Source organism: Promicromonospora sp. CA-289599, assembly GCF_050936155.1.
GTDB lineage: Bacteria > Actinomycetota > Actinomycetes > Actinomycetales > Cellulomonadaceae > Promicromonospora.
Window position 1 is genome coordinate 1,117,903 of sequence record NZ_JBNJNI010000001.1, and the last position, 23,953, is coordinate 1,141,855.

The 23,953-nt window shown below is 71.6% G+C and carries 18 protein-coding genes; 7 read left to right on the forward strand and 11 right to left on the reverse strand.

Features of this window, described 5'->3' with window-relative positions; genetic code table 11:
• The 3 genes from pntB to ACQEVI_RS04965 are packed head-to-tail and all read right to left on the reverse strand — an operon-like array spanning position 1 to position 4,371.
• Entirely contained in the window at positions 1-1,422 is a 1,422-nt protein-coding gene (pntB, locus tag ACQEVI_RS04955) for a Re/Si-specific NAD(P)(+) transhydrogenase subunit beta (RefSeq protein WP_432895301.1), read from the reverse strand.
• Positions 1,419-3,053, reverse strand: coding sequence for a Re/Si-specific NAD(P)(+) transhydrogenase subunit alpha (locus ACQEVI_RS04960; protein WP_432905792.1), 1,635 nt, complete (start codon positions 3,051-3,053; stop codon positions 1,419-1,421). The genes pntB and ACQEVI_RS04960 overlap by 4 nt, the downstream gene beginning before the upstream one ends.
• A gap of 52 nt (positions 3,054-3,105) precedes the next feature.
• A complete protein-coding gene (locus tag ACQEVI_RS04965; protein WP_432895303.1) occupies positions 3,106-4,371 on the reverse strand; it encodes a cytochrome P450 in 1,266 nt (421 codons plus the stop codon).
• A gap of 335 nt (positions 4,372-4,706) precedes the next feature.
• On the opposite strand from ACQEVI_RS04965, the gene ACQEVI_RS04970 reads away from it, so the two are divergent.
• Positions 4,707-5,468 (forward strand): IclR family transcriptional regulator, encoded by a 762-nt coding sequence (locus tag ACQEVI_RS04970; RefSeq protein WP_432895305.1) that lies wholly within the window; start codon positions 4,707-4,709, stop codon positions 5,466-5,468.
• A gap of 70 nt (positions 5,469-5,538) precedes the next feature.
• On the opposite strand, the gene ACQEVI_RS04975 is transcribed toward ACQEVI_RS04970, so the two are convergent.
• Entirely contained in the window at positions 5,539-6,465 is a 927-nt protein-coding gene (locus ACQEVI_RS04975; protein ID WP_432895307.1) for a diacylglycerol kinase family protein, read from the reverse strand.
• Between the two features lie 9 nt (positions 6,466-6,474).
• Complete coding sequence (locus ACQEVI_RS04980) at positions 6,475-8,109, reverse strand: FAD-binding oxidoreductase (RefSeq protein ID WP_432895309.1); 1,635 nt, start codon at positions 8,107-8,109, stop codon at positions 6,475-6,477.
• 64 nt (positions 8,110-8,173) lie between these two features.
• Here ACQEVI_RS04980 and ACQEVI_RS04985 point away from each other — a divergent pair, with 64 nt between their 5' ends.
• Both ACQEVI_RS04985 and ACQEVI_RS04990 read left to right on the forward strand, forming a co-directional pair.
• Positions 8,174-8,764, forward strand: coding sequence for a TetR/AcrR family transcriptional regulator (locus ACQEVI_RS04985; protein ID WP_432895311.1), 591 nt, complete (start codon positions 8,174-8,176; stop codon positions 8,762-8,764).
• Positions 8,765-8,808: 44 nt separating this feature from the next.
• On the forward strand, positions 8,809-10,410 hold the full coding sequence (locus ACQEVI_RS04990) for a glycerol-3-phosphate dehydrogenase/oxidase (RefSeq protein ID WP_432895313.1): 1,602 nt from the start codon (positions 8,809-8,811) through the stop codon (positions 10,408-10,410).
• Here the strand turns inward: ACQEVI_RS04990 and ACQEVI_RS04995 are convergent.
• The 3 genes from ACQEVI_RS04995 to ACQEVI_RS05005 all read right to left on the reverse strand — a co-directional run bounded on the left by ACQEVI_RS04995 (position 10,407) and on the right by ACQEVI_RS05005 (position 14,825).
• Complete coding sequence (locus tag ACQEVI_RS04995) at positions 10,407-11,147, reverse strand: phosphatase PAP2 family protein (protein ID WP_432895315.1); 741 nt, start codon at positions 11,145-11,147, stop codon at positions 10,407-10,409. The genes ACQEVI_RS04990 and ACQEVI_RS04995 overlap by 4 nt on opposite strands.
• A gap of 117 nt (positions 11,148-11,264) precedes the next feature.
• Positions 11,265-13,682, reverse strand: a complete 2,418-nt coding sequence (locus ACQEVI_RS05000) for a glycosyl hydrolase family 95 catalytic domain-containing protein (RefSeq protein WP_432895317.1) — start codon at positions 13,680-13,682, stop codon at positions 11,265-11,267.
• Between the two features lie 78 nt (positions 13,683-13,760).
• Positions 13,761-14,825 carry a LacI family DNA-binding transcriptional regulator gene (locus ACQEVI_RS05005; RefSeq protein WP_432895319.1) on the reverse strand — a complete coding sequence of 355 codons (1,065 nt, stop codon included), beginning with the start codon at positions 14,823-14,825 and terminating at the stop codon, positions 13,761-13,763.
• 97 nt (positions 14,826-14,922) lie between these two features.
• Between ACQEVI_RS05005 and ACQEVI_RS05010 the strand changes: the two genes are divergently transcribed.
• The 4 genes from ACQEVI_RS05010 to ACQEVI_RS05025 all read left to right on the forward strand — a co-directional run bounded on the left by ACQEVI_RS05010 (position 14,923) and on the right by ACQEVI_RS05025 (position 20,138).
• Positions 14,923-15,852 carry a carbohydrate ABC transporter permease gene (locus ACQEVI_RS05010; protein ID WP_432895321.1) on the forward strand — a complete coding sequence of 310 codons (930 nt, stop codon included), beginning with the start codon at positions 14,923-14,925 and terminating at the stop codon, positions 15,850-15,852.
• 3 nt (positions 15,853-15,855) lie between these two features.
• Positions 15,856-16,779, forward strand: coding sequence for a carbohydrate ABC transporter permease (locus tag ACQEVI_RS05015; RefSeq protein WP_432895323.1), 924 nt, complete (start codon positions 15,856-15,858; stop codon positions 16,777-16,779).
• A gap of 87 nt (positions 16,780-16,866) precedes the next feature.
• A complete protein-coding gene (locus tag ACQEVI_RS05020; protein ID WP_432895325.1) occupies positions 16,867-18,210 on the forward strand; it encodes an ABC transporter substrate-binding protein in 1,344 nt (447 codons plus the stop codon).
• A gap of 110 nt (positions 18,211-18,320) precedes the next feature.
• Complete coding sequence (locus ACQEVI_RS05025; protein WP_432895327.1) at positions 18,321-20,138, forward strand: glycoside hydrolase family 35 protein; 1,818 nt, start codon at positions 18,321-18,323, stop codon at positions 20,136-20,138.
• Between the two features lie 129 nt (positions 20,139-20,267).
• Here the strand turns inward: ACQEVI_RS05025 and ACQEVI_RS05030 are convergent, their stop codons facing one another.
• From ACQEVI_RS05030 to ACQEVI_RS05040, 3 genes are read right to left on the reverse strand one after another with little or no spacing between them, the layout of a single operon-like run.
• Entirely contained in the window at positions 20,268-21,188 is a 921-nt protein-coding gene (locus tag ACQEVI_RS05030; protein WP_432905795.1) for a carbohydrate ABC transporter permease, read from the reverse strand.
• An 11-nt stretch (positions 21,189-21,199) separates the two neighbouring features.
• Positions 21,200-22,183: an ABC transporter permease gene (locus ACQEVI_RS05035; protein ID WP_432895330.1), complete on the reverse strand. Its 984-nt coding sequence runs from the start codon at positions 22,181-22,183 to the stop codon at positions 21,200-21,202.
• Positions 22,183-23,862, reverse strand: coding sequence for an ABC transporter substrate-binding protein (locus tag ACQEVI_RS05040; RefSeq protein WP_432895332.1), 1,680 nt, complete (start codon positions 23,860-23,862; stop codon positions 22,183-22,185). Before ACQEVI_RS05040 ends, ACQEVI_RS05035 begins: the two co-directional genes overlap by 1 nt.
• Positions 23,863-23,953 lie beyond the last annotated feature (91 nt).

Genomic DNA, 23,953 nt, shown 5'->3' on the forward strand with positions numbered 1-23,953 from the left:
TCACAGCGCCGCCACTATCAGCTCCACCTGGTCCTTCGCGTCCCCGAAGAGCATCGCGGTGTTCTCCCGGAAGAACAGGGGGTTCTGCACGCCGGCGTACCCCGTCGCCATGGACCGCTTGAACACGACCACCTCGCGCGCCCGCCACACCTCGAGCACCGGCATGCCCGCGATGGGCGACGCCGGGTCGTCCTGCGCGGCCGGGTTCACCGTGTCGTTGGCGCCGATCACCAGCACCACGTCGGTCGCCGGGAAGTCGTCGTTGATCTCGTCCATGCCCAGCACCTGGTCGTAGGGCACCTTCGCCTCGGCCAGCAGCACGTTCATGTGGCCGGGCAGCCGGCCGGCCACCGGGTGGATGCCGAACCGCACGGTGATGCCACGCGCGGCGAGGCGGGCCACCAGATCGGCCACCGGGTACTGCGCCTTCGCCACCGCCATGCCGTAGCCCGGCACGACGATGACCGAGCGAGCGGAGGTCAGCCGGTCGGCGACCTCGGCCGCGGTCGTCTCCCGGTAGGAGCCCGGTTCGACGGCGCCGCCCTCGACGGCGGTGCCCGGCTCCGCGCCGAACCCGCCGAGGATCACGCTGACGAACGACCGGTTCATCGCCCGGCACATCAGGTAGCTGAGGATCGCACCCGACGAGCCGACGAGCGCACCCGTGATGATCAGCAGGTCGTTGCCCAGCATGAACCCGGCAGCGGCGGCGGCCCACCCGGAGTACGAGTTCAGCATCGAGACGACGACGGGCATGTCGCCCCCGCCGATCGCCGCCACCAGGTGCCAGCCCAGCGCGAGCGCCACCACGGTCATGAGCAGCAGCGGGACCAGGCCTGAGCTGCCCCCTGTGCTGCCCGCCGCGACGAACCACCAGAGCAGCGCCCCGCACGCGACGACGGCGGCCAGGTTGAGCCAGTTGCGGCCGGGCAGCATCAGCGGCGACGACCGCAGGCGCGCCGACAGCTTCCCGAACGCCACCACTGAACCCGTGAACGTCACCGCTCCGATCAGCACGCCGAGGAACACCTCGACGTGGTGCACGGTGGTGCCCGCGCCGGTCGTGCGGGGCTCGGTCAGGTAGGACCCGTAGCCGACGAGCACCGCCGCGGCGCCGACGAAGGAGTGCAGCAGCGCGATGAGCTCGGGCATCTGCGTCATCTCGACGGTCCGCGCCCGCCAGGTGCCGACGGCCGCGCCCACGAGGAGCACGAGGAGGATCAGTCCGGCGGTCACGCCGACGGGCCGTTCGGACCGGTCCAGCGCGAGCGCCACCGTCGCCGCCAGGGCGAGCCCCATGCCGGCCATGCCGAGCAGGACGCCGCGCCGCGCGGTCTCCTGCTTCGACAGGCCCGCCAACGACAGCACGAACAGCACCGCCGCCACGAGGTAGACCGCCTGGACCACCGACTCGACGGTCATCGCCTGCTCCCCTCGGTGGTGTCGCCCCTGCGGAACATCCCGAGCATGCGGTGGGTCACGAGGAACCCGCCGAAGATGTTGATGCTCGCGACCGCCGACGCGAGCACGGCCAGCGTCGTCACCACCGGGTTCGACGAGCCGATCTGCAGCATCCCGCCGACGAGGATGATCCCGGAGATGGCGTTGGTCTGGGACATGAGCGGGGTGTGCAGGGCGTGGCTGACGTGCGAGATCACGTAGAACCCGACGACCACGGCGAGCGCCAGCACCGTGAAGTGCGCCGCCTGGTCGGCGGGTGACGCCGCCACGGCGAGCGCGGCGAGCGTCGCGGCGAGGCCGATCAGCACCGCCCGCACGGCGGGGTGGGCCGGCTTCCCCGTCGGTCGGGCCCCGCCCCCCGTTGGCCGAGCGTGTCGAGACCGTCGCGAGGTCTCGACGGGCTCGCCCGACGAAGCGGGCTTTCCCTGGACAGGCGCCGACACCGCTACCGGCGGTGGCGGCCACAGCACCTCGCCGCCGGCGGCCACGGTCATGCCGCGCACGACGACGTCGTCCGGGTCGAGCGCGAGGCGGCCGTCCCGCCCGGGCGTGCCGAGCTGGACCAGGTTGGCGACCGCCGTGCCGAGCAGCTCGGAGGTGTGCCGGGGCATGCGGTCGGGCAGGTCGGTCCAGCCGAGGATCACCACGCCGTTGTCGCTGACCACCCGCCTGCCCGGGACCGTCAGCTCGCAGTTGCCGCCGCCCGGCGCCGCGAGGTCGACGATCACGCTGCCCGGCCGCATGTTCGCGACCATCTCGGCGGTGATGGTCGTGGGCGCGGCGCCGCGCACGAGCGCCGTCGTGATGACGATGTCCGCGGCGGCCGTCTCGACGGCGTATGCCCGCTGCGCCGCCGCCTCCTGGTCCGCGGTGAGCGCGGCGGCGTAACCGTCGGCGCTGACCTGCTGCGCGGCGTCGTCGGCCCGGACGACCGTCGCGCCCATGGACTCGATCTGTTCCGCGACCTCTGGTCGGACGTCGAAGGCGCGCACCTGCGCGCCGAGGCTGCCCGCCGCGCCGATGGCCGCGAGCCCGGCCACGCCCGCGCCGATCACGAAGACGTTGGCGGGCGGGGTGGTGCCCGCCGCGGTGACCTGGCCGGAGAACATGCCGCCGAACTCGGCAGCCGCCTCGACCACTGCCCGGTACCCCGCGACGTTCGACAGCGCGCTCAGCACGTCGAGCGACTGCGCCCGGGAGATGCGCGGCACGGCGTCCAGGGCGAGGGCCGTGACGCCGCGGTTCGCGAGCGCGCGCACGAGGTCGGGGCGTGCGGCGGGAGCGATCTGGGCGATCAGCACCGCGCCGATCCTGAGCCCGTCCGGGCCTCGGGCGCCCGGCCGCAGCCCGGCGGGGCCGGGTGTGGCCAGCGCGTCCGGCGCCCGCGTGATCGCCACGATGTCGGACGCCCATGCCTCGGCGTCGGACACGACCGCCGCACCCGCCGCCTCGTACGCCGCGTCGGGGAAGCCCGCGCCCGCTCCGGCGCCTGCCGAGACCGCCACGTCGTAACCGAGGCCGACCAGCCGGGCGGTCGTCGTCGGGGTGGCGGGCACGAGCGGCCCGCCGTCGTCCGGGATACCGATGCGCATGTGACCCTCCTCGCTCACGTGCGCAACCTACCGCCTACCGCCAGCACACCTGTTATGCCGAGTTCACCGGTGGCTGGAACGTGACCGGAAGACTCACCGGCTGGCGGATCCACAGGGTCTGGTCCCAGGCGACGTCGGCGGCGGGGATCCGCAGGACGATGTCGAGCCTGCGCAGGATCGTCTCGACGGCGATCCGTGCGACGACGCGCGCCGTGCGGGGCGCCGGGCAGGCGTGCGGGCCTGTCCCGAACGACACGTGAGCGCGGCTGCCCACGTGGTCCCAGGGGTCCCCGGTGTCCATCCGCGGGTCCGTGTTCGCGGCGTAGATCGCGAGGACGATCGGGTCGCCGGCCGCGACGAGCTTGCCGTCCAGCACCACGTCCTGCCTGGCGAACCGGGGCAGGGTGTTGATGGTCGGCGTGGAGCGCCACAGCACCTCGTCCATGGCGTTGTCCAGGTCGATGCGGCCACCGTGCAACCGGCCGGAGAACCGGGAGTCGGCGAGGGCCAGCAGCAGGGTCTGCGCCACCCACGCCGTCAGGGTCAGGTTGCCCGCGAAGGCGACGGTCAGCAGGGTGTGCGCCACCTCGACGTCTTCCCGCATGTTGGGGTGCGCCACCAGGGAGCTGGCGAGGTCCCGCTGGGGAAGCCTGCGACGGGCGGCGACGAGGTCGCCGAGCATCCGGTCGACCTCGGCCACCGCGGGTGCGGCATCGGCCCCGCCGCCGGCGACCCGGCGCGTCAGGTCGAACAGGCGCTGCCCGTCCTCCGGGTCGAACCCGATCATGTCGGCGACGACGAGGAACGGGATCACCGACGCGTACTCGAGCATCAGGTCCGCGCGGCCGCGGTCCTCGAAGCGGTCGATGAGCAGGTTGCACAGGGAGCGCGTCTTCGAGGCGGTGATGCCCTCCGAGAGCTGCTCGAACGCGTCGTCGAGGGGTTCGCGCAGGCGCTGCCGCAGCGCGCCGTCGGTGTGGTTCGCGGCGAAGCGCTGGTGCGACGTGAGGATCGGGCGCAGGCCCGACGTCACGGGGAGGCCACCTCGGGCGTGGCCGTTCCAGGTCTGCGGGTTGGTCGCGAAGACGTGCTCGTTGCGCATGATGTCGTAGACGAGCCGCTGTCCCATGACGAGCCAGGCGGCCACGCCGGGCTCCAGCTCGACGGGAGCGACCTCGCCCCACTCGCGCTCGAGCTCGTCGTAGAACACCCGCGGCTCCGGCATGCCCGACGCGTGGACCAGTGGCTTCAGGTTCGAGATCTCGCTGAGCCGGACGGGCTTGGCGCTTCGCCATGGATGGTCCTGCGTGCTGCGCATGTCATCGAGCAATGGGGCCGGCCCTCTCGTGGTGGGACTCAAGGTGGGAAGCTGACCCGAGCTGCCGGGCCGAAGACCCGAGGGTACTTGCCGGATATCATCCAATTCAGGTAAATTCATGGATTCGCCGTATCTGTGCAGTCGTCGTTGATCGCCCAGGGTGATCCCGCCCGTGTTCCCACCATGCATCGTGACCTCGGCCACGCCCGTGGCTACGATGTCTGCGAGGGCACACACACTGTCGCACCCTCGATCCACCCTGTCGAGACTCCATCCGGACGGGATCAGCAGTCGAACCGACCGTCGGCATCCCCACCGACGAGCAAGGGGGGCACGTGGCACTCGACGCCGACCGGGAACGCCCGGACGACCTGGTGCAGAGCGTGGCGCGCGCGTTCCGCGTCCTGGAGGTCGTCACCCGGACTCCGGGCCTGCCGGTCAAGGCGATCGCACGCCGCAGCGGGCTCAATCTCTCGACCACGTACCACCTGGTGCGCACGCTCGCGTACAAGGGCTACGTCACCCGCCTCAAGGACGGCACGTACGACGTCGGCGACCAGGTGAGCCAGCGGTTCTACGAGCAGCTCGGCTCGCTCGGCCGCGGACCCGGCACCCGTGAGGTGCTGCGCCACCTCGCCCAGACCACCGGCTACAGCGCGTACCTCGGGCGCATCAGCGCCGGCCGGGTGGTCGTCGTCGACTACTCGGAGGCCCCCGGTTCCCCGTACCTCGAGGACCTGGAGCGCGGGCTCGACGTGTCCGCGCACGCCACAGCGCTCGGGAAGGCCCTGCTGCTCGGCATCTCCCGCCGGGAGCGCTACGACCTGGTGCTCGAGGCCGGGATGCGCAAGTTCACCGCACGCACCGCCGGCGACATCACGGCGCTCGACGCACAGCTCGCGCGCATGCGGCCGGACAACGTCGTCGAAGAGCACGGCGAGTTCCGCGACGACATCACCTGCGCCGCGCACCTCGTCCCCCGCCGAGCAGGCGACGACGCCACCTGGGCCGTCGGGCTCAGCATCCCCGGCGAGGCGGTGCCGCAGCAGGCCCGCCGCGAGCTGAGCCTGGTCGCCGGAGACCTCGCGACGGTCTGACCTCCCAGTCCTCCGTTGAGTGCGTGATATCTGCCCTCTCGACGGCCGTCTGAGGGCAGATATCACGCACTCAACGGGGTGGGTGAGGGACGCACAGGGTGAGAGAGTCGCGGTTTGTTGACAGCGTGAGCGGGAGCTTGCCGGCCGGCTCGCCGTCCGCGTAGGCGACGAGGCCCGCCGGGGACTCCAGCCGGACCACCGGTGCGCGCAGCGTGGTGACGTCGGGCCGACCGACGTGCTTGCCCGCCTTGATGAGGGCATCGAACGCGAGCACCTTGAACCGGCCGACGGCGTGTACCAGGGTCACGTCCAGCAGCCCGTCCGCCGGGTCGGCGTCGGGACAGATCGGCACGCCCCCGCCGTAGTACCGGGTCAGGCCGATCGCGAGCATGTACCCGTCCTGCTCGAGCGCCGGTGCGCCCGTCCGGCGCAGCCGGTAGGCGAACCGGCGCAGCCGCAGCCACTCCAGGTAGACGGCGACCTTGTAGCGGGCCGGGCCCGTCGGCCAGGTCATGCGGTTCGTGCGCTCGTTCGTCAGCGAGTCCAGCCCCGCGCACAGCACCGTGACGAAGTGCCGCACCGTGCCGTCGTCGGCGGTGACGGTGCCCGTGTCGACACGACGACGGGCACCGTCGAGCGCGAGGTCGGCGGCGGCCGCGGCGTCGTCCAGCGGGATGCCGTGCTCGCGGGCGAGGTCGTTGCCCGTGCCGCCGGGGATCACCGCCAGCGGGACACCGGACTCCAGTACGGGCGCCAGCACCGACGAGACGGTGCCGTCCCCGCCGGCCACCACGAGCACGTCGGGGCCCTCCTCGACCGCTCGCCGGCCGAGCGTCGCCGTCTCCTCCTCGCTGGCACCCTGGTAGACCCGGACGTCGGCGCCCCGGGCCCGCAGCCGCTCGATCGCGACCTGGCCGCTGTCGGCGCCGACACCGTGCCCCGAGACGGGGTTCACGAGCACCGCGATGTGCCCGGCCCTGCCGACCTGCTCAGTCATGGCGGAAACCTACCGGAGCCGACGATCGACGAGGGCTCCCGGATTCATGATCCCGGCGGGGTCAAGCTCCGCCTGCACCGCGCGGAGCATGCGCAGACCCGCCGAGCTGATCTCGTGCTCCAGCCACGGCGCGTGGTCCGCGCCGACGCCGTGGTGGTGGCTGATGGTGCCGCCCGCCGCCATGATCGCGTTGTTCACCCGGGACTTCACCCGCTCCCACCCTTCGAGCGGCTCGGTGCCGAGCCCGGCGATCACCGTGAAGTAGAGCGAGGCGCCCGTCGGGTACACGTGCGAGATGTGGCAGAGGATGCGGTTCCGCGCCCGCTCCCCCGCGAACCCCTCGGCGAGCGCAGCGGTGACCGCCGTCTTGAGCGTGTGCAGGTTCGACCACGTGGTGGCCGTCTCCAGCGTCTCGCAGAACACGCCGTGGGCCAGCAGCGCGTCGCGGAGGTAGGGCGCCTTGAACCGGCCGTGGTCCCAGGACGCGGCGAGCCTGGGATCGGCGGGCTCGCCGCCGGCGGCCCGCAGCACCCGCGCGGTCGCCTCGCGCCGGTCCGCCGCCAGCTCGGCCGGCCCTTCGTGCAGGACGACGGCGGTGCAGCCCTTGGCCAGCGCCTTCCCGATGTTGCCGACCTGGGCCAGGGACACCGCCGTCTCGTCCTCGTCGGACAGCCGGATCACCGTGGGTCCGGTGCCGAGCTGCGCGACGCCGCGCAGCGCGTCCGCGCCGGCCGCGAAGCTGCCGAAGGTCCAGGCGTCGAACAGCCGCGCCTCGGGCGTCGGGTGGACGCGGAGCCGCACCTGGGTGATCACACCGAAGGTGCCCTCGGAGCCGAGGAACCAGCGCATCAGGTCCGGGCCGGCCGCCGAGCCCGGCGCCCTGCCGAGGTCGAGCGTGCCCGTCGGCGTGACCACCCGTAGCCCGGTGACCATCGTGTCGAACCGCCCGTAGCCCGCGGAGTTCTGCCCGGAGGAGCGCATGGCGGCGAACCCGCCGAGCGTCGCGAACTCGAAGCTCTGCGGGAAGTGGCCGAGCTCGAAGCCGCGTTCCGCCAGGAACGTCTCGGCGACGGGCGCCGTGGTGCCGGCCAGGAAGGTCGCCTCGTGGGCGAGCTCGTCGAGCGCCACCAGCCCCGAGAGCCGGTGCAGGTCGAGGCTGACCACGCCCCGGTGCGGCCCGGCGTCGGGCGCCAGACCGCCCGTCACCGCCGTACCGCCGCCGAACGGCACCACCGCGAGGCCCCGCTCACCCGCGACGGCCAGCACGGCTGCCACCTCGTCCTCGGTGCCGGGCAGCACGACGGCGCCCGGCGCCACCTGCACGGCCTGCCGGCGCCGGAGCAGGTCGGGCGTGGACTTGCCGCCCGCGTGCAGCAGCCGTACGTCGTGGCCTGCGTCGACGTGGTCGTCGCCGACCGCCTTGGCCAGCGCCGCCAGGTCGTCGTCGGCCAGGGGCGGGGTGCCGATCGTGACCTCGGCGAGGCGCGGCGCCGACGGCGCCTTCGGCAGGCGCCCGAGCACCGCGGCGAGCAGCAGCTTCACGCCGCTGGGGAGCGCGCGCGCACGAGCCGGGTCGCCCCAGCCGTCCCAGCGCATGTAGACGCGCTCGTGTTCCGGGCTCTCGTTGTCCGGCAGCGTGCTCACGCGTCCTCCGTGTGGTGTGGCGGTCTGGCCTACCATCCTGACGCGCGTTACAGTTTGACACAAGATGACAATTCGTAACGATGGTCAAGAGGGCGGCACCGACCGCACCGAGGAGCGCCTGCTGCACCACGCCGCCGAGCTGGTCGCGACCCGCGGTATGCGCGGCCTGTCGATCACGGAGCTAGCCCGCGCCGCCGGTGTCTCGCGCCCCACGGTCTACCGCCGCTGGGAGTCCGCCGACGAGGTCCTGCGCGCCCTCATCGCCCACCGCATGCAGCTCGTGATCAACGCCGTCGGGCCGCAGGCGGCCGATCGCGCGGCGATCGTCGGCAAGGTGGTCCGGTTCGGGGACCTGTTCCATGCGGACGCCCTGTTCGGGCGACTCCTGAGCAACGAGCCGGAGGTGTTCACCCGCTACGCGTTCCAGCGGATCGGCCGGTCGCAGCGGGTGGTCCTCGAATGGCTCGCCGCCGCCATCACGGCCGGTCAGCAGGGCGGCACCGTCCGGGCCGGGTCCGCGACCGACATGGCGGTGATGGTCCTGCTCATCTCCCAGTCCGTGGTGCTCTCGCACAAGACGGTCAGCACCGTCATCGACGACGACGCCCTGCGCACCGAGCTCGCGCGCGCCCTGGACGGGTACCTCCGCCCCTGACCCGGACGCCGGGCACGCGGCGTCTCCGACCGGAAGCAGGACCGATGCAGCGCACCGCCCTCACCGCCCGCCGCCGCCGGCGCGAGCTGGACGAGCTCTCCGCCGAGACCGTCGACCTGCTCGTCGTCGGAGGCGGTGTGACGGGCACCGGGGTGGCGCTGGACGCCGCGGCGCGCGGCCTGTCGGTAGCCCTCGTCGAGGCGCGCGACCTCGCCTGGGGCACCTCCCGGTGGAGCTCCAAGCTGGCGCACGGCGGGCTGCGGTACCTGGCCACCGGCGACGTCGGGGTGGCCCGCGAGAGCGCGCGCGAACGGCACGTGCTGATGACCCGCACCGCGCCGCACCTGGTGCGGGCGTTGCCGCAGGTGCTCCCGCTGACCCCCGGCACGGGGCGCCGACGCGGGCTCACCGTCGGCATCGGGTTCGGCCTCGGCGACCTGCTGCGCCGCGACGCCGGGACGTCGTCCCTCGTGCTGCCCGGACCGCACCTCGCCCGGCCGGGCGAGGTCGCCCGGCTGGTGCCCGCCGTCGCGCGCGAGCGCCTGCACGGCGCGTGGATCGCGCACGACGGTCAGCTGGTCGACGACGCCCGGCTCGTCGTCGCGCTCGCCCGCACCGCGGCGGGGCGCGGGGCGAAGATCCTGACGCGCGTGCGGGCCATCGACCTGCGCGCGGACGGCGCGACGCTCGAGGACACCCTCACCGGTGCGACCCTCACCGTGCGGGCCCGCGTGGTGGTGAACGCGACGGGTGTCTGGGCCGGCACCGTCGACCCGTCGGTGCGGCTCCGGCCCAGCCGCGGCACGCACGTCGTCGTCCCCGCCGCCCGGCTCGGCAGCCCGACGGGCGCCCTCATGGTGCCGGTACCCGGCTCCGGATCGCGGTACGTGTTCGCGCTGCCCGCCCAGCTCGGCCGGGTGGTCATCGGCATCACCGACGAGGAGGCGCCCGGCCCGGTCCCGGACGTCCCGGTGGCCACGCGGGCAGAGATCGACTTCCTGCTGGAGACCGTGTCCGGCGTCCTGTCCCGTCCCCTGCTGCCCGACGACGTCGTGGGCACCTTCGCGGGGCTACGGCCCCTTGTCGACACCGCCGGGTCGAGCGACGGCCCTTCCGCCGACGTCTCGCGCAAGCACCTCGTGGAGGTGTCCCCGTCGACCGGCGCGGTGAACGTGCTGGGTGGCAAGCTCACCACCTACCGCACGATGGCCGAGGACGCCGTGGACCTGGCGGTCAAGCACGCCGGGCTCACCGCGGGGCCGTGCTGGACGACCGCGCTGCCGCTGGTGGGTGCGCCGTCGTTGGTGGGGCCGGGGATCTCGACAGGCTCGACCAGCTCGTCGAACGGGACAGGCCCGACCCACGGGATGGGGTCCCTCGTCGCCCGGTACGGCACCGAGGCCGCGGACGTGCTGGCCGCCGCCGTGCTGCCGGGTTCGGCGTCCGCCGTCGGACAGGGCATCACCGGTGCGGGGCACCTGGACATCACCCGTGCCGAGATCGAGTGGGCGGTGACGCACGAGGGTGCGCTGGACGCCGACGACGTGCTGGACCGGCGCACGCGCGTCGGGCTGGTCCCCGCGGACCGCGCGGCGGTGCACGACATCGTCGAGCAGCTGGTCACGGACACACTGCGGCGACTCTAGCCCGGCGGCGCGGGTAGGTGTTCCCTGCGGCGGCGCGGGGAGCGGAGCACCGACAGCGACACCATGCAGGCGATGAACCCCAGCAGCCATCCGCCGGGGATGTCGCTCAGCCAGTGGTAGTCCAGCCACGACATGAGACCGCCGGCGACCGCGACGACGACGCCGATCACGGGGATCATCCTGCGCAGTCTGTGGACGCTCGGCCGGAGCCCGCCGTGGGCGTACAGCAGGCAGAGGATGAAGAAGCCGGTGAAGAACGTGTTCGACGCGTGCCCGGACGGGAACGCCTGACCGCCGGCGTGCAGCACGTCCATGTTGTGGTGCGGGCCGGTGCGGCCCAGGCCGAACTTGGTGCCGTAGCCGATCAGCGCGATGGTCACGAGGCCCGCCAGCACGGCGAGCACGGGGGGCCGGGTGGCGAGCTTCCAGAACGAGCCGGGGCCGCCCTGCTTCCAGGCGACGTAGAACGCGGTGCCGCCCACCATGGGGATGGTGAAGAGGCGGTCGCCGGTGATGTTCGCGACGACGTCGAGGAAGATCTTCACCCAGCCCGTGGGGTGGTGCCCGTCCACGTAGTAGTGGAACTGCCAGTCCCAGGCGATGAACGGGCCGCGCACGACCACCTGCCAGATGAGGAACGCGAAGACCACCGCCGCGATGGCTGCCGCGACCATCGAGCTGCGCCAGGTGGGAAGGGTCGACGGGTCGAGCGGAGCCTCGGTTGACGGTGACTCCACGCGCGTTCCACCCCTGCCTTCTGATTGCGCCATCGTGCCGATCCTACGGGTTTCAGGGTGAATGTTCGGTGCCAGGAAGGTGTCCAGCAGGCGCTGTGCGTAACGATCCCGGCACGTTCACGCCTGCCCCTGGATGACCGTATACCGCTCGCCCACGATGGCGTCCCAGGCCAGGCGCATCCGGTCGGACGGCGCAGGCCCGACGGGGAGCGTCGCGACAGGCGCCCCCGACGCGTCCCGGACCCCGACGGACGTGCCCAGCGTCACGTCGAGGATCACCCGGTGGCCGCCCGCCGTGACCGTCGCGCCGGTCAGCGCGCCGTCCCGCCAGGCGACGTCGACCACGTGCCCGCCGCGGCAGCGCAGCCCGCGCGCACGACCCGTGGACCAGGACGGCGGCAGCGTCGGGAGCAGGCTCACGGCGTCGTCGTGGCCCTGGACCAGGAGCTCGGCCATACCCGCCGTGCCGCCGAGGTTGCCGTCGATCTGGAACACCCAGCCCTCGGGCAGCCATTCGGCCGGGTGCAGGTCCAGCAGCGACGCCGAGCTGAGGTCCTCGATGAGGATCGCGAGCGACCGCTCCGCGAGCGCCGGGTCCCGCAACCGTGCGGCGAGGCACAGGATCCAGGCCTGGCTCCAGCCCGTGTAGCCCGAACCCTGGTCGAGCCGGAGCGTCAGGGCCGTGCGCGCGGCCTCGAAGTGCTCGGGCGTGCGGGTCTCGGTGATGCGAGTGCCCGGGTACAGGCCGTACAGGTGCGACAGGTGGCGGTGACCCGGCTCACCCGGTATCCGCTCCGTCATGTACTCGAGCAGGTCTCCGCCCGGACCCACCTGGACGGGGCGCAGCCGGTCCAGGGCGTCGCGCGCCCGGGCGGTGAGGTCGTCGTCCGACGGCCGGCCGGGCTCCGCGACGGTGGCGTGCTCGGTGAGGGCGAGGTACCGGCCGAGCACCTCGGCGGCGAGCTCCTGGTCCATGGCGCAGCCCGCGTCGACCGCGTACTCCTGTCCGTCGACGACGAACGTGTGCTCCGGGGACGACGACGGGCTCACGACGAGCGCACCGTCGCCGTCGGCGACCAGCATGTCGAGCGTGTGCTCGACGGCCGCACGGTGGACCGGGAGCGCCGCCGCGACGTCGGCCTGCGGGTGCGGCCCCGCACCGAAGTCCAGGTGGTCGCCCAGGTGTGCGGCGAGCCAGGGCAGCGCGGACGGCCAGCTCGACCACTTGGGCTCGCCGGCGACGGGTGCGGTGAACTGCCAGAGGTCGGTGTTGTGGTGCACCGCCGAGCCGCGGGTGCCGTAGAAGTCGCGCGCGGTGCGCCGTCCGGCGTCGGCGAGGTCCGTGACCAGGCCGAACAGGGGTTCCGCGAGGTCGGCCAGGCCGGTGGGCTCGGCCGGCCAGTAGGCCATGGGCAGATTGACGTTGGTGGTCCAGTCGCAGCTCCACGGCGGCGTCGGGTCGGCGTTCCAGATGCCCTGCAGGTTCAGGGGCTGCGTGCCGGGCCGGGAGCCCGCGATCATCAGGTACCGGCCCAGGTGGAAGTACCGCTCGGCGGCCGCGGCGGCCGGGTCGCCCGAGGCCGAGAGGTCGAGGTCCACCCGGTCGTAGTACGAGCGGTGGTCGAGCTCGTGCTCGACACGCAGGTCGGCGGTGGTGCGCCGGCGCGCCGCCTCGACGCGGGCACCGGCCACGGCGGCCAGCGAGCCGACGTCGGCGCTCGGCCGCTCCGCCGGCCCCCGGAAGCCGGACTCCGCGGCGACGATCAGGCGGGCGCCGTCGGCGGTCTGCTCGACGCAGGCCACGAGGGCGAACCCCATCCCCGCGGGCACCGTACCCGCGGCGTCCGGGCTGTCGTCGGGGTACCGCACCACCTCGTCGGGCCCCGGGGTGACGAGCACGGGCACCCGGCCGGTCACGACGGTCCACGCCGCGCCGTCCCGCACCTCCCGCTGGATGACAAACGGATGCGCCCCCTCCACCCCGACCGTTGAGTGCGGGCTATTCGCCCCCTCAAGGGCCTCTTCAGGGGCGAATACCCCGCACTCAACGGCGGTGGCGACCAGGACCGCGGCCGGGGCCGAGACGAAGACGTCCAGGCCCGGGTGCGCGCTGGCGTCAGGTGGCGCGTAGCGCACCGAGGCCACGGCGCGGCGCAGGTCCAGGGTGCGCCGGTAGCCGGTGACGTGCTCAGGGACCGGGCCGTACGCCCAGGTCAGGCGGGCGAGCGGCTGGTACGACTGGACCCAGCGGTCCGAGAGGTTCGCGCGCGCGAGCCGGTCGGCCTCCGCGTGGTCGCCCGCCGCGATCGCCTCCCGCAGCCGCACCACGGTCTCGGGATCGGGCGGGTCGACAACGGCCGTGGCCGGCCCACCGGACCACAGGGTGTCGAGGTTGAGGTCGAACACCTCGGAACCCACGCCGCCTCGCAGCGCGGCCCCGAGCGTGCCGTTGCCCACGAGGAAGCTGTCGATGAACGTGCCCGAGGGCTCGTCCAGCTCGACCAGGTGCCGCCCGACGGCGTCGTCGCTGCTCATGTCGGCAGATCATGCCAGGTCGCCCCTCCCCTCGGACGACAGTGCACGGACGACAGCGCAGGGACGACACCGCACGGCCTACGCCGGCGGGGGCGCCGTGCTCTGCCGGACCAGGAGCGACACGGGGACCACCTCGTGCAGGTCCTCGGCGTCGGCGTCGTCCTCGATCTCCCCGGACCGCACCTGCTGCAGCAGCCGGGCCACGAGCCGCGTGCCGATCTCGTCGAAGTCCTGCGCCACCGTCGTCAGGGGCGGCCACAGGTAACCGGCCAGCAGGACGTCGTCGAACCCGACCACCGAGACGTCGCCCGGTACGGCGCGCCCGGCCTCGTGCAGCGCCCGGAGCAGACCGGCGGCCATCTCGTCGTTCGCGCAGAACACCGCGGTGACCTCCGGGTCGGCGGCGAGCCGGCGTCCGGCGTCGTACCCGGAGGCTGCCGTCCAGTCCCCCTCGACGAGCTCGGGAACCGGGCTGCCCGCGGCCACCAGCGCGTCCCGCCAGGCCTCGGCGCGCAGCTGGGCGGGTATCGAGTCCGCGGGCCCCGCGACGTGGTGCACGGTGCGGTGCCCCAGGTCCAGCAGGTGCTGCGTCGCGCTGCGCGCGCCGTCGCCCTGGTCCGCGCCGACGGCGGGGTGGTGACCGACGAACCGCGAGTCCGACACGACCACGGGCAGCCGCGGCGGCAGCGCCAGGGTGTCCGGCGTCGCGGTCTCGGCGCGGATGATCACCAGGCCGTCGATGGCCTGGTGCGAGAGCCGGGTCGCCGCGGCGGAGACGACGTCGGACGACGGGCTCTCGACGTCGATCAGCGTCACCGTGTAGCCCTCCCTGCGCGCCGCCTCGACGACCGCCTCGACCGTCCGGGACTCGCCGGTCCGGGCGAGCCGGTGGGCGATCACGCCGATCGTCCGGAAGCTGCCGTACCGCAGCGCACGCGCTGCGGTGTTGGGCGCGTAGCCGAGCTGCGCCATCGCGGCCAGCACCTTGTCGCGCGTGACGGGGCGCACGTTGTCCAGACCCATCGACACGCGTGAAACGGTCTGCGTCGACACACCCGCCAGCGCGGCTACATCGGCCAGGGACGGACCTCTGCCCTCCACGGCATCCACCTCCTCGTGTTGCACCAGCGCACCGGCGCGCATTTGACACCTCGGTAACTCACGAGCACCCTAGTCCGGGTCACCATGTTTACGTCAACACGACGCCATGCTGACCCCACTCGTGAAGGAGCGACTACTCTTGACCACGCTCGCATCGCCTCCGGCCGTGCCCAAGAACGTGCCCAGGACCATGGGACGGATGCGACACCGCAACCGCTGGACCGGCTGGGGCTTCGTCGGACCGTTCATGATCGTGTTCGCCCTGGTGTTCCTGGCGCCGATCGTCTACTCCCTGTACCTGAGCCTGTTCCAGACCAAGCTCGTGGGTGGCACGTCGTTCGTCGGGCTCGACAACTACGCCCGGGCGCTCAGCGACCCGCAGTTCTGGGACGGCGTCGGCCGCGTCACGCTGTTCCTCGCGGTCCAGGTGCCCGTGATGCTCGGCATCTCGCTGCTCGTCGCCCTCGCGATCGACAGCGGCCGCCTCTACGGCCGCGACTTCTTCCGGCTCACGATCTTCCTGCCGTACGCGGTGCCCGGCGTCGTGGCCGCCCTCATGTGGGGCTTCATGTACGGCGACCGGTTCGGCCTGGTCGGCAACGTCAACGACCTGCTCGGCACCAGCATCCCGGACCCGCTCGCCTCCGTCCTGGTGCTCCCCGCGATCGGCAACATCGTGACCTGGGAGTTCGTCGGCTACAACATGCTGATCTTCTACTCGGCGCTGCGCGTCGTGCCGGCCTCCCTCTACGAGGCGGCGGAGATCGACGGCGCGGGCCCGTGGCGGGTGATCTCCGCGATCAAGCTCCCCGCGATCCGCGGCGCTCTCGTCGTGGCGACCATCTTCTCGATCATCGGCTCGTTCCAGCTCTTCAACGAGCCGAGCATCCTGCAGGCGCTGTCACCCAACTACATCTCGACGCACTACACCCCCAACCTGTACGCCTACTCGCTGTCCTTCTCCGGCCAGCAGTACAACTACTCGGCCACGGTGGCGATCATCATGGGCGTGCTCACGATGCTCGTGGCCTACGTGGTGCAGCTGCGCGGCATGCGCAAGGAGGCCTGAGCCATGAGCACCAACGCCCTGCTGACCGCGCCCACCGTGCGGAAGCCCCGACCGCGCATCAGGAACCGCCGCAGCTCGCACGCCCGGCCGACGCGCAGCATCCTGCTCACGGTCCTCACCGCGCTCGTCGGCATCTACGCCCTGATCCCGCTGGTCTGGCTGCTGATCAACGCGACCAAGACGCAGCCGGACCTGTTCAGCTCGTTCGGCCTGTGGTTCAGCGACGACTTCGCGCTCTGGGACAACCTGGTGGGCGTCGTCACCTACGACGACGGCGTGTTCGGCCGCTGGTTCCTCAACACCCTGATGTACGTGGTGCTGGGCGCGGGCGGCGCGACCCTGCTGGCCCTGCTCGGTGGCTACGGCCTCGCGAAGTTCAACTTCCCGGGCAAGCGCGCCGTGTTCGCCGTCGTCATCGGCGCGGTGGCCGTGCCCGGCACCGCCCTGGCGGTGCCCACGTTCCTCATGTTCGCGAACATGGGCCTGACCAACACGCCCTGGTCGGTGATCATCCCGTCGCTCATCTCGCCGTTCGGGCTCTACCTCATGTGGACGTTCGCCGCCGACGCGGTGCCGGACGAGATCATGGAGGCCGCCCGGATCGACGGCGCCAGCGAGGCCCGCACCTTCTTCCAGGTGGCCCTGCCGATGCTGGCCCCCGGCATCGTGACGGTGCTGCTGTTCACCGTCGTCGCGACCTGGAACAACTACTTCCTCCCGCTGATCATGCTGCGCGACCCGGACTGGTACCCCCTGACCCTGGGCCTGAACGCGTGGAACCAGCAGGCGACCACGGCGGGCGGCGAGGCCATCTTCAACCTCGTCATCGCCGGCTCGCTCCTCACGATCCTGCCGCTCATCGCGGTCTTCCTGCTCCTGCAGCGCTACTGGCAGTCGGGTCTCGCCGCCGGCAGCGTCAAGGAGTGAGCGTCCCCCGCACGGCCATCCCCGCACGGGCACCCCGCACGACCACAGAGACTCCGTTCGACTGACGATGATGTGAGAGGAACCACCATGACCATCCGCCACCACCGCGCAGTAGGTGCGCTCGCCGCCGCGAGCGCCCTGGCGCTCACCCTTACCGCGTGCGGGTCCGGGTCCGCCGGCGGCGACGCCCCCGCCGAGGAGGTGTCTGCCGAGGACATCTCCGCGGCGCTCGAGGAGGGCGGCGACCTGCTGGTCTGGGCGTGGGAGCCCACGCTGGACAAGGTCGTCGAGGACTTCGAGGCGAAGTACCCCAACGTGAACGTCGAGATGGCGAACGTCGGCACGGGCAACGACCACTACGTCGCACTGCAGAACGCGATCAGCGCGGGCTCGGGCGTACCCGACGTCACGCAGATGGAGTACTACGCGCTGCCGCAGTTCTCCATCGGCGAGTCGCTGGCCGACCTGGCGCCCTTCGGCGCGAGCGAGCTGGAGAGCTCCTACTCCCCCGGCCCGTGGGGTGCGGTGACCAGCGACGACGCCGTGTACGGCCTGCCGATGGACTCGGGCCCGATGGCGCTGTTCTACAACGCCAAGACGTTCGAGGCCGCCGGCGTCGAGGTGCCGGCCACGTGGGACGAGTTCGCCGACGCCGCGAAGAAGATCCACGACTACGACTCGAACACGTACATCACGTCGGACAGCGGCGACGCCGGGTTCGCGACGTCGATGATCTGGCAGGCCGGCGGCCACCCGTTCCAGGTGGACGGCACGAACGTCACGGTGGACCTCGCCGACGAGGGCTCGGCCAAGTGGGCCGACACGTGGCAGGGGCTCATCGACGACGGCCTCCTCTCCGACGTCCCCGGCTGGTCCGACGAGTGGTTCCAGGGCCTGGGCAACGGCGAGATCGCCGCGCTCGTGACGGGTGCCTGGATGCCCGCGAACCTCGAGTCCGCCGCTGCCCCGGCGTCGGGTGACTGGCGCGTGGCTCCCATGCCGCAGTGGACCGAGGGCGAGAACGCGACCGCCGAGAACGGCGGCTCCGCGCTGTCGATCACGGAGGCGAGCGAGAAGAAGGCGCTGGCCTACGGCTTCCTGGAGTACGCGAACGCGGGCGACGGTGTCGCCACGCGTCTCGAGGGCGGCAACTTCCCGGCCACGGTCGCGGACCTGAACGACCCGGAGTTCCTCGCCGTGGAGTCCGAGTACTTCGGCGGGCAGAAGATCAACGAGGTGCTCTCCGCCTCGGCCCAGGGCGTCGTGCCCGGCTGGCAGTACCTGCCGTACCAGGTCTACGCGAACAGCGTGTTCCCGGACACGGCCGGCCAGGCCTACACCGGCTCGACGTCGCTGGCCGACGGCCTGAACGCCTGGCAGAAGTCGATCGTCAGCTACGGCAACGAGCAGGGCTTCACCGTCAGCGAGTGATCCGCCCGGCCGAGTGATCCACCCGGCAAGCAACCGGTGACGACGGCGGGGGCCTCCCCCGCCGTCGTCACCGTTTTCCCCAGTCACGACAGCACCCGAGGAAACCACACATGCCCACGTTCGAGATCGGACCCGAGGACTTCCTGCTCGACGGCGAGCGGATGCAGGTCGTCAGTGGCGCACTGCACTACTTCCGCGTCCACCCCGACCAGTGGGCCGACCGCATCCACAAGGCCCGGCTGATGGGCCTGAACACCATCGAGACGTACGTCCCCTGGAACTTCCACGCTCCGGAGCCCGGGGTCTTCGACCTGGACGGACGGCGCGACCTGGGCCGGTTCCTCGACCTGGTGGCCGCTGAGGGCCTGCACGCGATCGTGCGGCCGGGCCCCTACATCTGCGCGGAGTGGGACGGCGGCGGCCTGCCGGCCTGGCTGCTGGCCGACGACACCGTGGGCGTGCGCCGGCACGAGGCGGGCTTCCTCGACGCGATAGGCAAGTACTACGCGAGCCTGCTGCCGCTCGTGGCGGAGCGTCAGGTGACGCGCGGCGGACCCGTCCTCATGGTGCAGGTCGAGAACGAGTACGGCGCCTACGGCGACGACCCGCTCCCGGAGCGGCAGAAGTACCTGCGCGCCCTGGTGGACCTGGTGCGCGGGCAGGGCATCGAGGTCCCGCTGTTCACCTGCGACCAGGCGAACGACGAGATGCTGGAGCGCGGCGGCCTGCCGGAGCTGCACAAGACCGCGACGTTCGGGTCGCGCACCACCGAGCGGTTCGAGGTGCTGCGCAGGCACCAGCCCACCGGCCCGCTGATGTGCATGGAGTTCTGGAACGGCTGGTTCGACTCCTGGGGGCTGGAGCACCACCTGGCGCCCGCCGAGGCGAACGCCGCCGACCTGGACGACCTGCTCACGGCCGGCGGCTCCGTCAACCTGTACATGTTCCACGGCGGCACGAACTTCGGGCTCACGAGCGGCGCCAACGACAAGGGCATCTACCGGCCCATCGCGACGTCGTACGACTACGACGCACCCCTCGCGGAGGACGGCACCCCCACGGCGAAGTACCGGGCGATGCGCGACGTGATCGCGCGGCACCTGCCCGTGCCTGACGAGGTCCCGCGGGACCGGCAGCCGGCGCCCGTCCTGGACGTGGCCCTGACGGCACACGTCCCGCTCGCCTCCGCCGTGCCGTCGCTGGTGCGCGGCGACCTTGCCGTGTTCGATCACGCGCCGACGATGGAGGAGCTGGGCCTCTGGTCGGGCTTCGCGGTGTACCGCACCACCATCAGGCCCGACGACGCCGTCCTGGCCGTCGACGAGGTGCGCGACCGCGCCGTGGTGCTGCTCGACGGCGAGCCGGCCGGTGTGCTCGACCGCGGGTCGCACACGTTCGCCGTCGCGCTGCCGGCCCGGGCGGGCGAGCTGACGCTGCTGGTCGAGAACCAGGGGCACGTCAACTACGGGCCGCGGATCGGTGAGCCCAAGGGACTGATCGGGGCCCTGCGCACCGCGGTACGCACGCTGGACGAGTGGACGGCGGGCCCGCTGCGGGTCGAGGACGCTCCGGAGCTGCTGCGGGTGGCGCTGGACACGGCCGATGACGGGAGCACGGCGGCGTCCGACGTCGGCCCCCTGACGGGGAACACGGCCGCGGCCGCGGCGGGCCTGCACCGGGGCACGTTCGACTCGGTCGCCGGGGCGGACCACTTCCTGCGCCTCGACGGCTGGACCAAGGGCCTGGCCTGGGTCAACGGCGAGCTGCTGGGCCGCTACTGGAGCCTCGGCCCCACGCACACGCTGTACGTGCCGGGCCCGCTGGTCCGCGAGTCGGGCAACGAGCTGGTCCTCCTGGAGCTGCACGGCGCGGCCGGCAGGCGCGCAAGCTTCGTCCCGGCCCCGGCCCTGGGCATCACGGAGCAGTAACCCGGTCCGGCCCGAACGTAGGCCTGGTCGCTCTACGGCGCCGAACGTAGGAACGGTCGCTCTCCCGGAACTGGGAGAGCGACCGTTCCTACGTTCGGCATCCTGGACGACCAGGCGTCCGTCCGGGGCTCAGCCCTTGACCGAGCCGAGCATCACCCCCGAGACGAAGTACCGCTGCACGAACGGGTAGACGCACAGGATCGGGATGATCGTCAGGATCATCGTCACGGACTGGATGTTCGCGCTGATGGCCGCCGTCGTCGTCCCCGCGGCCGCCGCCCCCTCCGACGCCGTGGTCGACGCGCCCGCGATGAGGTTGCGCAGGAAGAGCGTGACCGGGAAGAGCTCCTGCTTGTCGAGGTAGAGGAACGCCGCGAACCAGTCGTTCCAGTACGCGACCGAGTAGAACAGGACCATCGTCGCGATGACGGGCTTCGACAGCGGCAGGACGATCCGGCGGAAGATGCCGAACCAGCCCAGCCCGTCGATCTGCGCGGCCTCCTCGAGCTCCCGGGGCAGGCTCTCGAAGAAGGCCTTCATCACCAGCAGGTTGAACACCGAGATCGCCCCCGGCAGGATCACCGCCCACATGGTGTTCTTCATGCCGAGGGCCGAGATCAGCACGTAGTTCGGCACGATGCCGCCGTTGAAGAACATGGTGAAGACGGCGATCCCGATCAGCATCTTCCGGCCCCGCAGGTGCGGCTTGGAGATCGCGTACGCGAAGGTCGTCGTCAGGACCATCGCGATGGTGGTGCCGAGGAAGGTGTAGAGCACGGTGTTCCCGTACGCGTTCCAGAACGTGCCGTTCTGCGCCACGGCCCCGTAGGTGTCCAGGTTGAACCCGACGGGCCACAGGCTGACCAGGCCCGCCTTGATCGCGCCGGGGCTGGAGAACGACTGGGCGAGCACGGTGACGAACGGATAGAGCATCACCGCGCACACCAGCAGGAGGACAGCGGTGTTGATCGCCGTGAAGGCCCGGTACCCCCTGGTGTCACGCGGGCCGATCGAGACGCCCGAGCCCGCCGAGACGGACCGCACGGTCATGGCGTTCTGGGTCACCACAGGCTTGCTCCCGTCAGTCGTCGTGAGATGAGGTTCGCCGACAGCACCATGACCAGCCCGATGCAGGCCTGGAAGAGCCCGATCGCCGCGGCGTAGCTGAGGTTGTTGGACACCAGCCCGACGCGGTACAGGTACGTCGAGATGACGTCGCCCGTGGCATAGGTCAGCGGGCTGTAGAGCAGGAGGACCTTCTCGAACCCGACGTTGAGGAACGTCCCGATGTTGAGGATGAGCAGCGTGATCATGGTGGGCCGGATGCCGGGCAGGGTGACGTGCCACGTCTGCCGCCACCGGTTGGCGCCGTCGATCCGGGCGGCCTCGTAGAGCGAGGCGTCGACGGTCGTCAGCGCGGCGAGGTAGAGGATCGTCCCCCAGCCGAGGGTCTGCCACACCTCCGACCCGACGTAGATCACGCGGAACCACTCCGGCCGCTGCAGGAACGGGATCGCCTCCCCGCCCACGGCCTCGGTGATCTGGTTGACGGTGCCCTGCAGCGACAGGAGCTGCATGACCATGCCGGCGACGATCACCACCGAGAGGAAGTGCGGCAGGTAGGAGATCGACTGGACGACCCGCTTGAACGCCTTCTTGCGTACCTCGTTGAGCAGGAGGGCCAGGACGATGGGCAGCGGGAAGCCGACGATCAGCGTGAGCGCCCCGATGGTGACGGTGTTGCCGAAGACGTGCCAGAACATCGGGTCGTTGACGAACATCTCGATGTAGAGCAGCCCCACCCATTCCTCGCCGAAGATGCTGCCGCCCGGCCGGAACCGGCGGAACGCGATGACGTTCCCCAGCATCGGGCCGTAGCGGAAGATCAGGAGGAACACGATCGGCAGGACCGCCATGAGGTAGAGGACGCCGTCCCGCCGCCACACGACGCGCCACGGCACCTTCGACCCGCGGCCACCCTGTCGGCCGTCGGCCGGCGGTCGGGCGACCGCCGGCCGACGGCCGACCACTGGTTCGGCGACCACTATCCGTTGCTCTCGGTGAAGCGCTGGTGGGCACCGTTGACCAGGTCCAGGTACCCCTGCAGGTTCTGGCCCTCGAGCTCCGCGACGTACGCGTCCCACTCGCTCAGGTCACGCTCCCCGAGGATGAACTTCAGCGTGTTCGTGTTGACGGTGTCCGTGAGCGTCGTCGTCAGGAGCGAGGCCTGCTCGAGCTCGGCCTCGTTCAGCGGCGCGGGCGGGAACGGGTCGCGCGGCGTCCTCGTCGAGAGCACCGAGTCGATGTACTCGACGAACTGCGGCGAGTTGTACGACTCCTTGAGGGCCCGGGACTCGGTGGAGCCGGCGAGGACCTCGTTGGAGAAGCCCAGGTCGTTCGCGATGTCCGTGCCCGCTTCGAAGTTGATGTTGAACGCGTCGAGCGAGTAGCCGGGCTCGAGCGTGAACTTCCCGTCGTCGGACTTGGTGTAGGTCTCGCCCTCGACGCCCCAGCGCAGCATCTCGCGGGCGTCGGGGCTGTAGTACAGCCAGTCCAGGAACTGCAGCATGGCGATGAAGTGCGGGTCGTCCTTGGCCTCGGCGTTGACCATGAAGCCGTTCCAGAAGTTGCGCGGCTCGACGACCTGGCCGGCCGGTCCCCCCGGCGGAGCGATCTGCACGACCTCGTGGTTGCCCTTGCCCGCGGTCTCGTCGAGGGCCGTCGAGAACTCCTGCACCGTGCCGTTCGCACCGGAGGCGGCGAAGACCTCGCCGGCGGCGAACTTCTCGGTGACGGTCCCGGCGCCGTCGTTGGTGGCGGTGAACGACTCGGGGTCCAGCAGCCCGTCGTCCACCAAGCCGCGGAAGTACGTGACCATGTCCCGGTAGCCGTCCGACGTGCCGGCGTAGACGAACTCGCCGGACGCCTCGTCGAAGAACGTGCCGTCGCCGAAGCCCCAGCCGGCCCTGGTCCCGAAGGCGTGCGAGGCGTAGTTGAGCATCGACGCGCCCTCGAAGCCGTCGGCCAGCGGGTAGCTGTCGGGGTACTTGGCCTTGATCTTCTCCAGCCCCGTGCGGAGCTCGTCCCAGGTCTCCGGGATGGGCGCGCCGACCTCGTCGAACACGTCCTTGCGCACCAGGAGCGTGAAGACCGGGACGGAGACCTCCTGCAGGCCGGGCATCATGTAGTACTTGCCGTCCGCCTGGCGCAGGTTGTCGATCATGGGGCGCAGGTCCCACTCCTCCACGTACTTCTGGAAGTTGGGCATGTACTCCTCGTAGTCGCTGAGCGGCAGCACGGCGCCCGACGCCGCGAAGCTCCGCTCCTCGCCCGTGTAGACGAGCGGGATGATGTACGGCGCGTCACCTGCGCTGAGCAGGAGGCTGCGCTTCTCCACGGCGTCGCTGAACGGGATGTTGGTCAGGTCGAGGGAGACGTTCGTCCGCTCCTCGAGCTCGTCGAAGAACTGCCAGGAGTCCTTGACCGGGGACTCGGGCCAGTCCGTCCAGAGCATGGAGAAGTTCATCGGCTCGGTGGCCTTGAACTGCTGGTCGGCCTCGAAGGTCTCCATGGAGCCGGCGGTCTGCTCGAGGCCGTCGACCTCGCCGTCCCCGCCGCCGTCCGCGGTGCACGCCGCCAGGGCGACCAGCACGGTGGCCCCCAGGACGGCCGTCATGCGCCGGCCTGCGCGGCGCGCTCGTCGGGATCTCGTGTCACGAGTCATGTCTCTCCTCATTGAGAACTGAGCCCGAGCGTCATTACCCGGGCGTCACCTGCGACGGTCACCCTCGACCGAAACCGTTTTCTACCGGCGA

Coding starts and splice junctions, on each gene's coding strand:
- ACQEVI_RS04960 (WP_432905792.1), bottom strand. CDS start 3,053: ATGCGCATCGGTATCCCGGACGACGGCGGGCCGCTCGTGCCCGCCACC.
- ACQEVI_RS05030 (WP_432905795.1), bottom strand. CDS start 21,188: ATGACCGTGCGGTCCGTCTCGGCGGGCTCGGGCGTCTCGATCGGCCCG.
- ACQEVI_RS05005 (WP_432895319.1), bottom strand. CDS start 14,825: ATGCGCGCCGGTGCGCTGGTGCAACACGAGGAGGTGGATGCCGTGGAG.
- ACQEVI_RS05040 (WP_432895332.1), bottom strand. CDS start 23,862: ATGACTCGTGACACGAGATCCCGACGAGCGCGCCGCGCAGGCCGGCGC.
- pntB (WP_432895301.1), bottom strand. CDS start 1,422: ATGACCGTCGAGTCGGTGGTCCAGGCGGTCTACCTCGTGGCGGCGGTG.
- ACQEVI_RS05015 (WP_432895323.1), top strand. CDS start 15,856: ATGAGCACCAACGCCCTGCTGACCGCGCCCACCGTGCGGAAGCCCCGA.
- ACQEVI_RS04985 (WP_432895311.1), top strand. CDS start 8,174: ATGACAATTCGTAACGATGGTCAAGAGGGCGGCACCGACCGCACCGAG.
- ACQEVI_RS04965 (WP_432895303.1), bottom strand. CDS start 4,371: ATGCGCAGCACGCAGGACCATCCATGGCGAAGCGCCAAGCCCGTCCGG.
- ACQEVI_RS05020 (WP_432895325.1), top strand. CDS start 16,867: ATGACCATCCGCCACCACCGCGCAGTAGGTGCGCTCGCCGCCGCGAGC.
- ACQEVI_RS04975 (WP_432895307.1), bottom strand. CDS start 6,465: ATGACTGAGCAGGTCGGCAGGGCCGGGCACATCGCGGTGCTCGTGAAC.
- ACQEVI_RS05025 (WP_432895327.1), top strand. CDS start 18,321: ATGCCCACGTTCGAGATCGGACCCGAGGACTTCCTGCTCGACGGCGAG.
- ACQEVI_RS04990 (WP_432895313.1), top strand. CDS start 8,809: ATGCAGCGCACCGCCCTCACCGCCCGCCGCCGCCGGCGCGAGCTGGAC.
- ACQEVI_RS05000 (WP_432895317.1), bottom strand. CDS start 13,682: ATGAGCAGCGACGACGCCGTCGGGCGGCACCTGGTCGAGCTGGACGAG.